At 63.4% G+C, this 13093-nt stretch carries 11 protein-coding genes; 6 read left to right on the forward strand and 5 right to left on the reverse strand.

Features of this window, described 5'->3' with window-relative positions:
- The 5 genes from EOB80_RS05840 to EOB80_RS05860 all read right to left on the reverse strand — a co-directional run.
- On the reverse strand, window positions 1-1467 hold a 1467-nt coding region (locus EOB80_RS05840), incomplete at its 3' end, for a sugar ABC transporter ATP-binding protein (RefSeq protein WP_245466255.1).
- Complete coding sequence (locus EOB80_RS05845) at window positions 1464-2108, reverse strand: DUF2291 family protein (protein ID WP_127326977.1); 645 nt, start codon at window positions 2106-2108, stop codon at window positions 1464-1466. The genes EOB80_RS05845 and EOB80_RS05840, both read right to left, overlap by 4 nt.
- 95 nt (window positions 2109-2203) lie before the next feature.
- Complete coding sequence (locus EOB80_RS05850; RefSeq protein WP_127269049.1) at window positions 2204-3145, reverse strand: D-ribose ABC transporter substrate-binding protein; 942 nt, start codon at window positions 3143-3145, stop codon at window positions 2204-2206.
- Window positions 3146-3473: 328 nt separating this feature from the next.
- Window positions 3474-4301: a phosphogluconate dehydrogenase C-terminal domain-containing protein gene (locus EOB80_RS05855; RefSeq protein WP_127269048.1), complete on the reverse strand. Its 828-nt coding sequence runs from the start codon at window positions 4299-4301 to the stop codon at window positions 3474-3476.
- A 291-nt stretch (window positions 4302-4592) separates the two neighbouring features.
- Window positions 4593-5267, reverse strand: a complete 675-nt coding sequence (locus tag EOB80_RS05860; RefSeq protein ID WP_013533053.1) for a GntR family transcriptional regulator — start codon at window positions 5265-5267, stop codon at window positions 4593-4595.
- Window positions 5268-5486: 219 nt separating this feature from the next.
- Between EOB80_RS05860 and EOB80_RS05865 the strand changes: the two genes are divergently transcribed.
- The 6 genes from EOB80_RS05865 (at window position 5487) to EOB80_RS05890 (ending at window position 13047) form a co-directional block, all read left to right on the forward strand.
- Entirely contained in the window at window positions 5487-6614 is a 1128-nt protein-coding gene (locus EOB80_RS05865; protein WP_127326978.1) for a sugar ABC transporter substrate-binding protein, read from the forward strand.
- Window positions 6615-6696: 82 nt separating this feature from the next.
- Complete coding sequence (locus EOB80_RS05870; RefSeq protein ID WP_127326979.1) at window positions 6697-8229, forward strand: sugar ABC transporter ATP-binding protein; 1533 nt, start codon at window positions 6697-6699, stop codon at window positions 8227-8229.
- Entirely contained in the window at window positions 8226-10310 is a 2085-nt protein-coding gene (locus EOB80_RS05875) for an ABC transporter permease (protein ID WP_127326980.1), read from the forward strand. The genes EOB80_RS05870 and EOB80_RS05875 overlap by 4 nt, the downstream gene beginning before the upstream one ends.
- A gap of 13 nt (window positions 10311-10323) precedes the next feature.
- Window positions 10324-11130, forward strand: coding sequence for an SDR family oxidoreductase (locus tag EOB80_RS05880; RefSeq protein ID WP_027036215.1), 807 nt, complete (start codon window positions 10324-10326; stop codon window positions 11128-11130).
- Between the two features lie 10 nt (window positions 11131-11140).
- On the forward strand, window positions 11141-12088 hold the full coding sequence (locus EOB80_RS05885) for a 3-hydroxyacyl-CoA dehydrogenase (protein WP_127326981.1): 948 nt from the start codon (window positions 11141-11143) through the stop codon (window positions 12086-12088).
- Window positions 12085-13047, forward strand: coding sequence for a 3-keto-5-aminohexanoate cleavage protein (locus EOB80_RS05890; RefSeq protein ID WP_127326982.1), 963 nt, complete (start codon window positions 12085-12087; stop codon window positions 13045-13047). Before EOB80_RS05885 ends, EOB80_RS05890 begins: the two co-directional genes overlap by 4 nt.
- The last annotated feature ends 46 nt before the right edge of the window (window positions 13048-13093 follow it).

The following is a 13093-nucleotide window of genomic DNA, read 5'->3' on the forward strand; positions in this document are numbered from 1 at the left end:
ATCGAACATGCCGGTCAGTTTTCCGTTGCTCATCACCGCGATGCGGTCGGACAGCGCCATCACCTCGTCGAGGTCGGAGGTGGCGAACAAAATCCCCAAACCGTCGCGGGACAGTTTGCGCATGGTGCGGAAGACGTCTGCCTTGGCGCCGACATCGATGCCTCGGCTGGGCTCGTCCATCAGCAGCACCTTGGGTTCGGTGAGCAGCGCCTTGCCGATCACCACTTTCTGCTGGTTGCCGCCCGACAGCGACGACACCTCCTGCGCAGGGTCGGCGACCTTGATCGCCAGCTCCCGCACCATCTGCGTCACCGCCTGCCTTTCGTCGGCGCCACGGATATGGAACAGGCGGGCAAATCGCAACAGGCTGGCCAGCGTCAAATTGCTGGCGACCGAGAGGATCGAGACCAGCCCTTCGCGCTGACGGTCTTCGGGGATCAATGCCAGGCCACGCCGGATGCGCCGCGTCGTATCGCGCTCCTTGACCTTTATACCGCCAATGAAGATCTCGCCCGTCGAATGGCCGTGACGGCCCATGATGCAGTCGAACAGCTCGCTGCGCCCGGCGCCCATCAGGCCGTAAATGCCGAGGATCTCGCCGGCACGCAGCGACAACGAGACATGGTCGACGGCAAGTCCGCCGGTGGCGCGGGGCAGGCAGATCTCCTCGGCACGAAAAATCTCTTCTCCCGGAAGATGGCCGTCGGCCTTGGCGAAGTCCTTGGCGTCGGAGCCGATCATCTGGCGAACGATCCATGCCGTGTCGACGTTCTTCATCTCTTCCTGGCCGGTGATGCGGCCGTCACGCAGCACGGTGATGTAGTCGCCGATGCGGATCAGCTCTTCGAGCCGGTGCGAGATATAAACGATCGCCACGCCGCGTGCCTTGAGGTCGGCGATCACCTTGAACAGGATCTCGACTTCCGCAGCGCTCAGCGCCGAGGTCGGCTCGTCCATGATCAGGATGCGCGCGTCGAGCGAGACCGCCTTGGCGATCTCGACCAGCTGCTGCTGACCGATGCGCAGATCCTCGACCAGCATGTCTGGCCGTATGCCGGCTTGCAGGCGTTCCAGAAATTCCGCAGCGCGGTTTTCCTGTTGCTCGCGGTCGATCTTGCCGAAGCGGTTGGTGATCTCCCGGGTGGCGAAAATATTCTCGGCGACGCTCATATTGCCGAACAGGTTCAGCTCCTGGAACACCATGCCGATGCCGCGGTTCACCGCGTCCGCGGACGAGGAGAAGGAAACCTCTTTACCTTCCAGCAGGATGCGGCCGGCGGTCGGCCGTTCGACACCGGCGATGATCTTCATCAGCGTCGACTTGCCGGCGCCGTTTTCACCGACCAGCACGTTGACCGCGCCCTTGCGCACCTCGAAATTGGCGCGCTTGACCGCAACGGTGCCGGAATAGACCTTGGAGACGTCCTCGAGCTTCAGGATGATTTCGCGCTCAGTTGTCGCGCTCATGGCTTCGGCCCGATCTCTGCCTCCGCCGCCGTCACCAGCGGCAGATCCTGGCCGCTCCCCAGCGTATAGGCGCCGAGCACCTTGGCGCTGCGGCCTTGCAGCGCATCGCGTGGCAGCTTGGAGAGCACCGTCTTGTCGGCATAAGCGTTGAACGCCTTGCCGAACTGGGCGAAGTCGATCTGGTTGGTGAAGTCGTTGAACTGGATGAAGTCCAGGCTGTCGCGCAGCGCGGTACCGCGCACCGCCGGTCCGATCTGCACTCGTGCATCGGCTTTGCCGTCGCCGTCGACATCGACGTCGACGGTTGCTGCCCGCGACTGCGTGTTGGCCGCGACGATCTTGCCTTCCAGGCGAACCGCGAAAGTCCAAGGCGAATTCGCCTGCTTGTTCGGATTGCCGTATTTGGCGCCGGCAGCCGATGGATCGGTTGTCGCCAGGGTGTGAACCTGCGCAAACGGTCCGGCTTTCTGCTGGAGATAGGGCACGACCTTTGCCGCCCATGTCTCTTCGACCATCTTGTCTGGATTGAAGGCGGGAGCGTTGTCTCCGGCTTCCGATTTCGTAGGCAGGATCTTGCAGGCGGTCAGGCTGATGCCGACCATCACGGTAAGGATCGGCCAGTTCGGCTTGGTGTTCAGCATGGCGGCCTGTCGTTCAGCATCGTGGGCGGCCCACGGAAAATGGCGGCGAGGGGCGAAAACCGATGTTCGCCCCTCGCCATTGAAATCACGCTGGCTCAGTTCGTCAGCGCGAAGGTCTCCAGCTTGGCGGCATTGTCGCCATTGATCAGAACGCAGTCCATCAACTGCTTTTCCTTGGCCGGCGACTTCTTGTTCTTGATGAAGTCGTTGGCCTGCTCGACCGCCATCTGCGCCTGCGCGAAGGCCGGCTGCAGGACGGTCGCCTTGATGCCGCCCGACGCGATGGAGTCGCGAACATCGTTCGATCCGTCGAAACCGACGACGATGACATCCTTGCGGTTCGCCGCGGCAAGTGCCGCATAGGCGCCCATTGCCATCGTATCGTTGCCGGAGATCACGCCCTTGATGTCGGGGTTGGCCTGCAGGATCGATTCCATCTTGGAATAGGCTTCCGTCTGGCTCCAGTTGGCCGACTGCTGGGCGACCATCTTCAGGTCCGGATAGTCGTCGATGACGTCATGATAACCCTTGGAGCGAATGCCGGCATTGGTGTCGGATTCCTTGCCGACCAGCTCGACGAAATTGCCCTTCTCGCCCATCAGCTTGACGAATTCCTGCGCGCCGAGCTGGGCGCCCTGGTAGTTGTTGGAGACGATCTGCGCCACGGCCACGCCGGTGGCGTTGATCTCGCGGTCGATCAGAAAGGACGGAATGCCCGCATCCTTGGCCTTCTGCACGGCGGCGACGGTGGCGTCCGCGCCGGCATTGTCGAGGATGATCGCCTTGGCACCGCGGCCGATCGCGGTATCGATCAGCTCGGACTGCTTGTTGGCGTCGTCGTCATGGACCAGCACCAGCGCCTCATAGCCGAGTTCCTTGGCCTTGGCTTCCGCGCCGACGGCTTCCGCCTTGAAGAACGGATTGTCGTGTGAGGGCGTGATAATGGCGATGAGATCCGCCGCATAGGCGGGCACTGCCGTGCCAAGCGCCAGCATGCCGGCGAAAGCCGCAAGCGTCATTCTGCGTGTGAGTTTCATGAAGTCCTCCCGTTTGAAAAATTGCCTTGATCGGCCAATGGCTTTGTCTGCATTCGAATTCGTCAGGCAGCCCGGGCCGCGGATCGCTTGGGTCGAAAACCGTTGCCGGCTTACCCAGGACGGATCGTTGCTCCCCAGCCATCCTCCACTTGCCCAGGCATCGTGCTCCCTGCGAAACCTTGTCGATCCGAGCCATGAACAGCTAAGCCAACTGGTATGATGAGTCAACCACAAATTCAGGTGACATGTACCTGATGAGCTACCAAAACCGAGGATCGGCAATGGCATGCCGGGCCTTCGAGGTGCTGCGTCAAGCACCTGTCTTCTCTCAGGTGATCCGCTGAATGCTGGCGGCGATCTCTTCCGGTTCGAACACGCGCTTCCAGTCGTCACGCATCAGCACCGGCTTGCCGAACTCGATCGCCTTGTTGCAGGCGTCCGAGAAAACGCCCTTGGTCTCGCCGAAAATGACGGCGCCGAGCACGTTCATATGGCCGAGCAGGAAGTCGAGTGCCGCCTGCTGGTCGACGCCGCGCGCCACGACCTCGTCGACGGCTTCTTTCATGACCACCAGCAACGAGGCGCACACCGTCTCCGAAAGGCCAGGCTCGAGCAGCGCCATCTGTTCGACGCTGACGCGGTGCGAACGCATCACCGGCGCCCATATGATCTTCGCGATCGCCTCGCCCTTGGCGTAGTCCTCTTCCGGGCCCTGCATCAGGGCGCTGACCATGTGCTGCTTGGCCTTCACGCCGCCGAAATAGTCCTTCTTGGCTGCCATGTCGGTCTCGTCATTGAAGATCGGCGGATGGCAGGGGTGAGTGACGAAATAGGTGAGGTCAGGCCGCTTCGGCAGATGGCCGGCGAAAGGTGCCGCCGCGTCGAGCACCACCACCATCGTGCCTGGCGCCAGCTTGCTCTCGATGCTGGCCGCGACCTTGCCGATATGCGTGTCGGGGACGGCCAGGATCACCACATCGGCGTCCTTGAGCGCCTCGTCGGCACTGACCGTATCGAAACCCAGTCCGGTCTTCAGCCGTTCGCGGCCGGCATCGCTGACCTCGACATGGCGTATCGTGTAGGGCGACCCGCGAAAATTGGTCGACAGGCGGTAGCCCATTTTCCCGCCAGCCCCGAACAGCGCAATCGTTGTCATCTGGTCACCACTCCTGTTCTTCGCCGACGGCATCGCGCGTCGTCAACTGATCAACTGGTATAATCACGCTACCAGATTTTGGCAATCCGATAATGACCCATGCGATGCGTTCGCCGCGTCATCGGCTGCCGCCGGTAAGCTCCAGCACGAGAATCATGGATGGCGCGCTCGGGATATGATCTCTGGATCACCAGAAGAAGCCCGCGCTTGCCCGCTGAGTGCGCATGAGCGCTGCTCTGCCATCCCCAGAAATAGGAGGCATGTGATAGGGGTCGGAGGTCGGGCCGGGCGCTACTTCAAAAGATCGACCAGCATGTCGAAAGCCGCATCGATATCGCCGCGAACCGCCGCCTGAACTGCCTGCTCGTCCCGGTCGCGCAGGGCCGCAAACATCTGTTGATGGTATGTGTTCGCGGTCGAGTAGGACCCATGCAGCATATTGAAATAGGGGCTGATCTGCAGCCATAGATCCTTGATGATCTTGAGCAGGGTTTCGGATCCCGCTGCTCGGTAGATTGCGAAGTGGAAGGTGTAATTCGCTCTGAGATAGGCCTTTACGTCGTCCGCGCCATTCGCGCGTTCCAGCGAGTCCAGATCGCGCGCGAAAATCGCAAGATCCGCATCACTCCGGTTCTGTGAGGCCCAGCCGGCGGCGATGGCCTCTATCTCAAAACGTACATTGCGCAAATCGGTGAGCCGCTCGCGGCTGAGCGCCGGAATGCCAATGGAGCGCCCGGATACCACGGTCAGCGCGTTGGCTGCCGTCAGGCGCCGCAGCGCTTCCCTGACCGGCATCGGGCTGACGCCAAAGGCGTCGGCGAGGCTCTGAACCGTGACCATCTCGCCCGGTACGATGCTGCCGTCGAGGATCAGTTCGGTGACCTGATTGTAGACCCGGTCCTGCAGAGTTTCCTTGGACAGTGGAATGATCTCGACACCAGGCTTCCTGAACGCCGATCCAGCCATCTCCGGTCAACCTTCCCGCCCAAGGGCGACACTATTGCTTGTGTCGGAATGCAAGGTTCGTGGTGCCACGTCAAGCGGCCGACATAGCACGTTTCGATATAAACGATTTCATCATTGATATTTGATCAAATCATGTTACGGTCGCTGGCATCGAATGGCAAGGGTTACGTTTTGTGCCCTTGGGAGGCATTCGGTCGTTCTGTTTGGGAGGAGTTTCACATGGGTATCGGATCGAAAGTCCGGCGGCTCGCGCTGCTGGCTGGGATGGCTGCATGCGCCTTCGGCCTGTCCGCCGCGCAGGCAGCCGAGAAGCACAAGATCTTTCTCAGCATGAGCTACATCGGCAATGATTGGCAGGCGGAGGCGGCCAACATGGTCAAGGCCATGGCCGCCCACAAGAGCCTGGCCGACAAGGTCGACCTGCAGGTCCAGGTCGCTGGCCCCAACGCGCAACGCCAGATTCAGCAGATCAACGCAATGGTGCAAAGCGGCGCCGAGGCCATCGTCGTATATCCGATCTCGCCGACCGCGCTCAACCAGGTCGTCAAGAATGCCTGCGACAAGGGCGTGAAGGTCTTTGCCTACGACGCCGAGATCACCGAGCCTTGCGCCTACAACGTCCACATCGACCAGCTGGAAGCCGGCAGGGTGACCGCCAAATGGCTGGTCAAGAAGCTCAACGGCAAGGGCAACATCATCGCCATCACGGGTGTCCCGGGAACATCCGTTGACGATCAGCGGACAAAAGCCGCCAAGGAAGTCTTCGCCAAATATCCTGATATCAAGATCGTCGGCGAGGCTGTCGGCATGTGGAGCCAGGCGGTCGCCCGCACCGAGCTTTCGAAAATCCTGGCCACCCGCAATTGGGACGACATCAACGGGCTGTGGATGCAGGTCGGCTGCTTCACCGCCAACTCGATGCAGCTCGAGGCCGGCAAGAAGACCAGCGAACTCCTGCCTTGTGCCGGCGAGGGCTCCAATGGCGGCCGCATCCAGATGCTGCCGGAGGGCACCGCAGTCGAAGGTGCGGCCGCGCCCTACGCGCCGGCCGGCGCACAACGCATTTCCTATGCCTCGCCGCCTTATTCGGGTGCGCTGGCGCTGAAGCTTGCCGTCGAGGCGATCGAAGGCAAGGACGTGCCGAAAACCACCATCCTGCCGCTGCCGGTCGTCACCAATGAGACGATCAAGCTGTGCGACGAAGGCACATGGGCGGAGATGAAGGCCGGCTGCAACGCCTTCAAGCCGTCGCTGGTCTCCAATCCGGGCTGGTTTGCCTCGATCTTCTCGGACCAGACACCCGAGGTCGGCCTCGCGGCTGCCCTCGTGGGACAACCGGAAGAATAAGCCTCCCAAGGCGATCTGACGATGCGCGGACATTTTCTGTCCGTGCATCGTCAGTCCATGCCAAGCCTGGCGATCGAGGACAATGACAGAACATTCCGAGCTCCCCGCCATCGAGATCGACGGCATCAGCAAGGCGTTCGGCCCGACCGTCGCGCTGGACGGCGTGTCGTTTCGGATCGCGCCCGGCAGCGTCCATGCCCTGCTCGGTGAAAACGGAGCCGGCAAGTCGACACTTGTGAAGCTGCTGTCCGGGCTGGTCCGGCCGACCCAAGGCCATGTCCGTGTCTTCGGCAAGGAGATCGCTTACGGCGCCCCGCGCGCAGCCCATGCGCTCGGCATGCAGACAGCATTCCAGGAGATGACACTGGTGCGCGACCTCTCCGTCCTCGACAACATGATGCTGCCTTACGCCCCCGTGGGCGTCTCCGGCCTGATCCGCCGCGGTGCTGCCCGCAAGGCCGTCCGTCGCCATATCGAAAATCTCGGTTTTTCCGTCGACCTCGATGCCGAGGTGGGTGAACTTGAGCTTTCGGTGCGCCAGAAGATCGAAATCGCCCGTGCCGTCTACCGCAAGCCGCGCATCCTTTTGCTTGACGAACCGACCTCGACGCTCGCCGGCCGCGACGTCGACTGGCTGGGCGCGATCATCGCCAGGCTGAAGACGGCGGGTACCACCATCGTCTTCATCACCCATCGCATGCGCGAAGTCCGCGCCTTTTGCGACACGCTGACGATCTTGAGAAACGGCCGCCACATCGTCACCGCGCCGGTTGCGGACGTCTCGGATGGCGACGTCATCGAAAAGATCATCGGCCGCAGCATCGAGCAGACCTTCCCGCCCAAGCCGGACAGCGCCCAGGCTTTCGGGCCGCCGGTTCTGGGCGTGCGCGACCTCAAGGTCGGGCGCAAGCTCGACGGCGCCGGCTTCGATCTGCGCAAGGGCGAGATCCTCGGCGTCGCCGGGTTGCAGGGCATGGGCCAGCAGGACCTGTTCCTGGCCTGCTTTGGCATGGCCGAGATCGAGCGCGGCCACATCCTCGTCGACGGCCGCAAGGTCTGGCTCGGTTCGCCGGCCGATGCCTTGCGCCCCAACATGGCCATCGGCCTGGTGCCGGAAGACCGCAAATCCGAAGGCCTGTTCCTGAAACTGTCGGGCAGCCAGAACGCCACCCTGCCGGTGATATCGCGCTTCACACGGCTAGGCCTTGTCGACGCGCAGGCTGAGACCCGCTCCGTCGAGGCGGCATTCGCCACTGTCGAGGTCGACCGTCGGGCGCTGTGGACGCGGGCCGGTGCGTTTTCCGGCGGCAACCAGCAGAAGATCGCCATCGCCAAATGGCTGGTGGCGCAGAGCCGCATCCTGCTGTTGTTCGATCCCACCCGAGGCATCGACGTCGGCACCAAGCACGAGCTTTATGTGATGATGCGAAACTATGTGGCTTCGGGCGGTTCGATCCTGCTGCACTCGACGGAGATCCCCGAACTCGTTCACCAATGCGACAGGGTCCTGGTCCTCTATGACGGGCGCATCGCCGCCGAACTCGAAGGCGACGCCATCACCGAACCGGCCATCATGCGCCCGGCGCTTGGCCATGCCGGGGAAGCCGCCGCATGAGCAGCGCAGCATCCTCATCCCCTGTTCCCGGCCGCTTCGGACTGCGCCGTGCGCTGGTGCGCAATCGCGGCGCGCTGATCGCCGCGGCCGTCCTGGCGATCCTGCTCTTCGTCGTCGACTGGATCAGCGCCGGGCCGCTGACCTATTTCGACGTGTCGTTCCTGTCGAGCGGCGGCGCCACCTCGGCGCTCGCCGCGATCGGTCAGACCATCGTCATCCTGTCGGGCGGCTTCGACCTGTCCGCCGGGGCGGTGATATCGCTGGTCAATGCCGTGCTGGCATCGAGCATGGACCCGATGGCGCCAGGCGCCAGCATCATCCTGTGGACCGCCGTCGGCATCGGCGTCGGCATGGCGGTGGGCGCCTTCAACGGCTTCTTCATCGCCGTGCTGCGCATGCAGCCCATCGTGGTGACGCTGTCCACCATGTTCATCCTGCAAGGCGTGACGCTGCTGGTGATGGACAAGCCCGGTGGCTTCGTGTCGCCCGATCTCGGTACCTTCTATCTTGGCGACGCGATCGCCGGCTGGCTGCCGATGCCGCTGGTGGTGATCGGCGTCGTCCTGCTCGCCTGGTTCTGGCTGAAGGGAACCCGCTTCGGCACAGCACTTTATGCGGTCGGCAGCGATCCGGACTCGGCCGCTTCCGTCGGCATCAATGTCGTGCTGGTGCGCTTTGCCGTCTATGTCATCGCCGGCGGCTGCTATGGCCTTGCCGGCGTGTTCATCAGCGCCCAGACCGGCAGCGGCGATCCGCTGGTCGGCAATCCGCTGCTCTTGTCGATGTTCGCGGCGGTCGTCGTCGGCGGCACGCGCCTCGGTGGCGGGCAGGGCGGCCCGGTGGGCTCTGTCTTCGGCGCCTACATCCTGATGATCGTGGTGAACATCCTGCTGGTGCTCAATGTCTCGGCCTATTATGCGACCATCGCCGAAGGCACCATTCTGGTGCTGGCAGCACTTGCCGGCTCCATCTCGCATGCATCGGTGCTTGCCGTGCAATTGCGCGCCGCGCGCGCCCGGCTTGCCGCCTGGCGCGCCGGCATATTGCCCTCGCAACTCGAGCGCGTGGACCGGCGTCTCAAGATCGCCGAGCCAGCCCATGCCCAGCGCAGTCCGGCATCGCCGCGCCCTGCCTTCCATCTGCGCAACGCGGAAACGCTGCGCTATGCGCTGCCGGCCTATGTCTGCCTGCTGCTCATCGTGCTCGTCACGCAGATCTGGCTCGGCCGCGCCATCCTCAATCCGGGGTACTGGAATTCGCTGCTGGTGCTATCGTCCTTTCTAGCCGTCCTGGCGCTCGGGCAGGGAACCGTCATTCTGACCGGGGGCCTCGACCTCTCCGTGCCGTGGACGATCGGCATCTCCGGCATCATCCTGGCAGGCATGGTCAACGGCTCCGACGCCGCCCTTGTCTACGCCTTGCCGGTCGTCCTGGTGATGGCCTGCGCCATCGGCTTCGCCAATGGTTTCGGCATCGTCTATCTCGGCATCTCGCCGATCGTCATGACGCTCGCCACCAACGGCATTCTGCAAGGCTGTGCGCTGCTCTATTCGCAGGGAACGCCGGCCGGGTTTTCCTCGCCGATGCTGCGCTGGGTCATGACGGCCAAGCTTGCCGGCCTGCTGACTCCAATCGTGCTGCTGATGGTCGTCTTTGTCGTCGCGGCGGTACTGCTGCTTGGCCGCACCCCGTTCGGAAGGCGCGTCTACGGCATCGGCAATGGGCTGCGCGCGGCGCGCTTGTCGGGCATCGGCGTCGAGCGCACGCTGATCCTGGTCTATATGCTTTCGGCCGTCTGCGCGGCTGTTGTCGGCATCATGCTGACCGGCTTTTCCGGCCAGGCGAGCCTCGGCATGGGCGACGACTATCTGTTGCCGTCGATCGCCGTGGTGGTGGTCGGCGGCGCGCTGATCACCGGCGGACGCGGCCACTATCTCGGCATGCTCGGCGGCGTGTTGTTGCTGACCGCACTGCAGATGCTGCTCGCCGGCACCACGCTTCCCTATGCCACGAGGGCAATTCTTTACGGACTGGTCGTTCTGGGCGCCGTCATGGCGCTGCGCGAACGGCGGCTGCAATGAGAAGGACAGGACCATGAGCACAAGGGCGCCGGCATCGGCGGACGAATTTCTGACCGGGCTGAAAGGCCAGCGCGTGCTGGTGACGGCGGGCGCCGGCGGCATCGGTTTTGCCATAGCCGACACGCTGTCACGCCTCGGCGCCCGTATCGTCGTCTGCGACGTTTCCGACGAGGCGCTGGCCGCCGCTCCCGGCAAGATCGACCTCGTCGCGGCGGTCAAGGCCGATGTCTCGCGCGACGAGGACGTCGACCGCCTGTTCGAGGCGGTCGAGAAAAAACTCGGCGGGCTCGATGCGTTGATCAACAATGCCGGCATTGCCGGGCCGACCGGCGGTGTCGACGAGATCGACCCTTCCGACTGGCGGCGCTGCATCGACATCTGCCTGACCGGCCAGTTCCTGTGCGCCCGTCGCGCAGTGCCGCTGATCAAGGCAGCGGGCGGCGGTTCGATCGTCTCGATGTCGTCTGCCGCCGGCCGCCATGGCTACGCCTTCCGCACACCCTATTCGGCGGCCAAGTTCGGCGTCATCGGTTTTACGCAGAGCCTCGCCAAGGAGCTCGGGCCGCACGCCATCAGGGTCAACGCCATCCTGCCCGGCATCATCGAGGGACCCCGCATCGAAGGTGTCATCTCGGCGCGCGCCAAGCAGGTCGGCATCAGCCACGAAGAGATGACGGATCGTTATCTCCAAAACATCTCGCTGCGCCGCATGACTAGCCCCTATGATGTGGCGTCGATGGTCGCCTTCCTGCTCTCCGATGCGGGGATCAACATTTCCGGCCAGTCGCTCGGCGTCGACGGCAACGTCGAAACACTTTGAGGAATAAGCCATGGCCAATGTCGTGATCGTCGGAAGCGGGTTTATCGGGCGGGCCTGGGCAATCAGCTTTGCCCGCGCCGGCCATGACGTGCGGATGTGGGACCAGTCGCCCGCCGCGACCGGCGGCGCCAGCGACTACATTGCCGGCGTGCTCGGCGATCTCGCCCGGAACGACCTGCTGCGGGGACAGGCGGTCGACACCGTGCTCGGCCGGATCACCATTGTCGCCGAGCTGGCAGAGGCGCTGGCTGGTGCGGTCCATATCCAGGAGAACACGCCTGAAAACCTCGAGGTGAAGCGGGAGGTGTTCTCGCTGATCGACAGCCTTGCCGATCCGCAAACAGTCATCGCCAGTTCCACCTCGGCGCTGTTGCCGTCGAAATTCACCGACCATCTGCAAGGGCGGCATCGCTGTCTGGTCGTGCATCCGATCAATCCGCCCTATCTCATTCCGGCGGCCGAAATCGTGCCGGCGCCATGGACGTCCGCCGAGACGGTCGAGACAACCCGCGCCTTCCTCATCGACGCCGGTCATGCGCCCCTGGTGATGAACCGCGAACTCGACGGCTTCATCATGAACCGCCTGCAAGGCGCATTGCTGGAGGAGGCTTTCCGGCTTGTCGCCGACGGCTACGCCAGTGTCGAGGATGTCGACATCGGCATCCGCGACGGGCTGGCGCTGCGCTGGTCGTTCATGGGTCCATTCGAGACCATCGATCTCAATGCGCCTGGCGGCGTGCGCGACTATGTCGAGCGTTATCAGGGCATCTATTCCAACATCTTTCCCCAGACGCAGCGACGCGTCGACTGGGCCGGCAAGGTCATCGACACGGTCGAGGCTGATCGCCGCAAGCGACTGCCACAGCAAAGCCTGGGCGACCGGCAGGTGTGGCGTGACCGCCGGCTCATGGCGCTCGCCGCCCACAAGAGAAAATCGGATCAGGAGTTTGGAGAATGACGCAAATCAGCCGCAAGCCGGGGCCTGCACAGACCAAGGGCAAGGTCATCATCACCTGCGCGGTGACAGGTGCCATCCACACGCCGACGATGTCGCCTTATCTGCCGATCACGCCGGACCAGATCGCTTCGGAGGCGATCGCGGCTGCCGAAGCCGGTGCCGCAATCCTGCATCTGCATGCGCGCGATCCGGAAACCGGCAAGCCCGACCAGACGCCGGAGGCCTTCGCTCGCTTCCTGCCGCGCGTCAAGCAAGGCACCAACGCCGCCATCAACATCACCACCGGTGGCAGCCCGTACATGAAGGTCGAGGAGCGCGTGCGCCCGGCCGCCCAGTTCAAACCGGAAGTCGCCTCACTCAACATGGGCTCGATCAATTTCGGGCTCTATCACCTCGCCGACAAATACGAGACCTTCAAGTTCGACTGGGAAAAGCCGCATCTGGAAGCGACCCGCGACCTCGTCTTTCGCAACTCGTTCAAGGACATCGAGTACATCCTGGCGACCTGCTACGACAACGGCACGCGTTTCGAGTTCGAGTGCTACGACATCGCCCATCTCTACAACCTTTCCCACTTCGCCGACCGCAGGTTGGTGAAGCCGCCTTTCTTCGTGCAGTCGGTGTTCGGACTGCTCGGTGGTATCGGCACCCATCCCGAAGACGTCGCCCACATGAAGCGCACTGCCGACCGGCTGTTCGGCGACCAGTTCCGCTGGTCGGTTCTCGGCGCTGGCGCCAGCCAGCTCCGCATCGCCGCGCAATCGGCAGCGCTTGGCGGCAACATCCGCGTCGGGCTGGAGGACAGTCTGTGGGCTGGCAAAGGCAAGCTTGCCAAATCGAACGCTGAGCAGGTCTTGCTGGCCCGCAAGATCATCGAAGGGCTCGGCATGGAGGTCGCGACGCCCGACGAGGCACGCGAGATCCTGTCATTGAAAGGCGGCGACAAGGTCGCTTTCTGAGGCGGCCCGAGCAATCGCCGCGAGACGCAAAAACGGAGGAGGACGG

The organism is Mesorhizobium sp. M7A.F.Ca.MR.245.00.0.0, assembly GCF_003997415.1.
Taxonomy (GTDB): Bacteria; Pseudomonadota; Alphaproteobacteria; order Rhizobiales; family Rhizobiaceae; genus Mesorhizobium.

Excerpts from the sequence above, each read along its gene's own strand:
- EOB80_RS05855 (WP_127269048.1), bottom strand. The coding sequence starts at position 4,301 with ATGACAACGATTGCGCTGTTCGGGGCTGGCGGGAAAATGGGCTACCGC.
- EOB80_RS05870 (WP_127326979.1), top strand. The coding sequence starts at position 6,697 with ATGACAGAACATTCCGAGCTCCCCGCCATCGAGATCGACGGCATCAGC.
- EOB80_RS05880 (WP_027036215.1), top strand. The coding sequence starts at position 10,324 with ATGAGCACAAGGGCGCCGGCATCGGCGGACGAATTTCTGACCGGGCTG.
- EOB80_RS05845 (WP_127326977.1), bottom strand. The coding sequence starts at position 2,108 with ATGCTGAACACCAAGCCGAACTGGCCGATCCTTACCGTGATGGTCGGC.
- EOB80_RS05890 (WP_127326982.1), top strand. The coding sequence starts at position 12,085 with ATGACGCAAATCAGCCGCAAGCCGGGGCCTGCACAGACCAAGGGCAAG.
- EOB80_RS05860 (WP_013533053.1), bottom strand. The coding sequence starts at position 5,267 with ATGGCTGGATCGGCGTTCAGGAAGCCTGGTGTCGAGATCATTCCACTG.
- EOB80_RS05875 (WP_127326980.1), top strand. The coding sequence starts at position 8,226 with ATGAGCAGCGCAGCATCCTCATCCCCTGTTCCCGGCCGCTTCGGACTG.
- EOB80_RS05865 (WP_127326978.1), top strand. The coding sequence starts at position 5,487 with ATGGGTATCGGATCGAAAGTCCGGCGGCTCGCGCTGCTGGCTGGGATG.
- EOB80_RS05850 (WP_127269049.1), bottom strand. The coding sequence starts at position 3,145 with ATGAAACTCACACGCAGAATGACGCTTGCGGCTTTCGCCGGCATGCTG.
- EOB80_RS05885 (WP_127326981.1), top strand. The coding sequence starts at position 11,141 with ATGGCCAATGTCGTGATCGTCGGAAGCGGGTTTATCGGGCGGGCCTGG.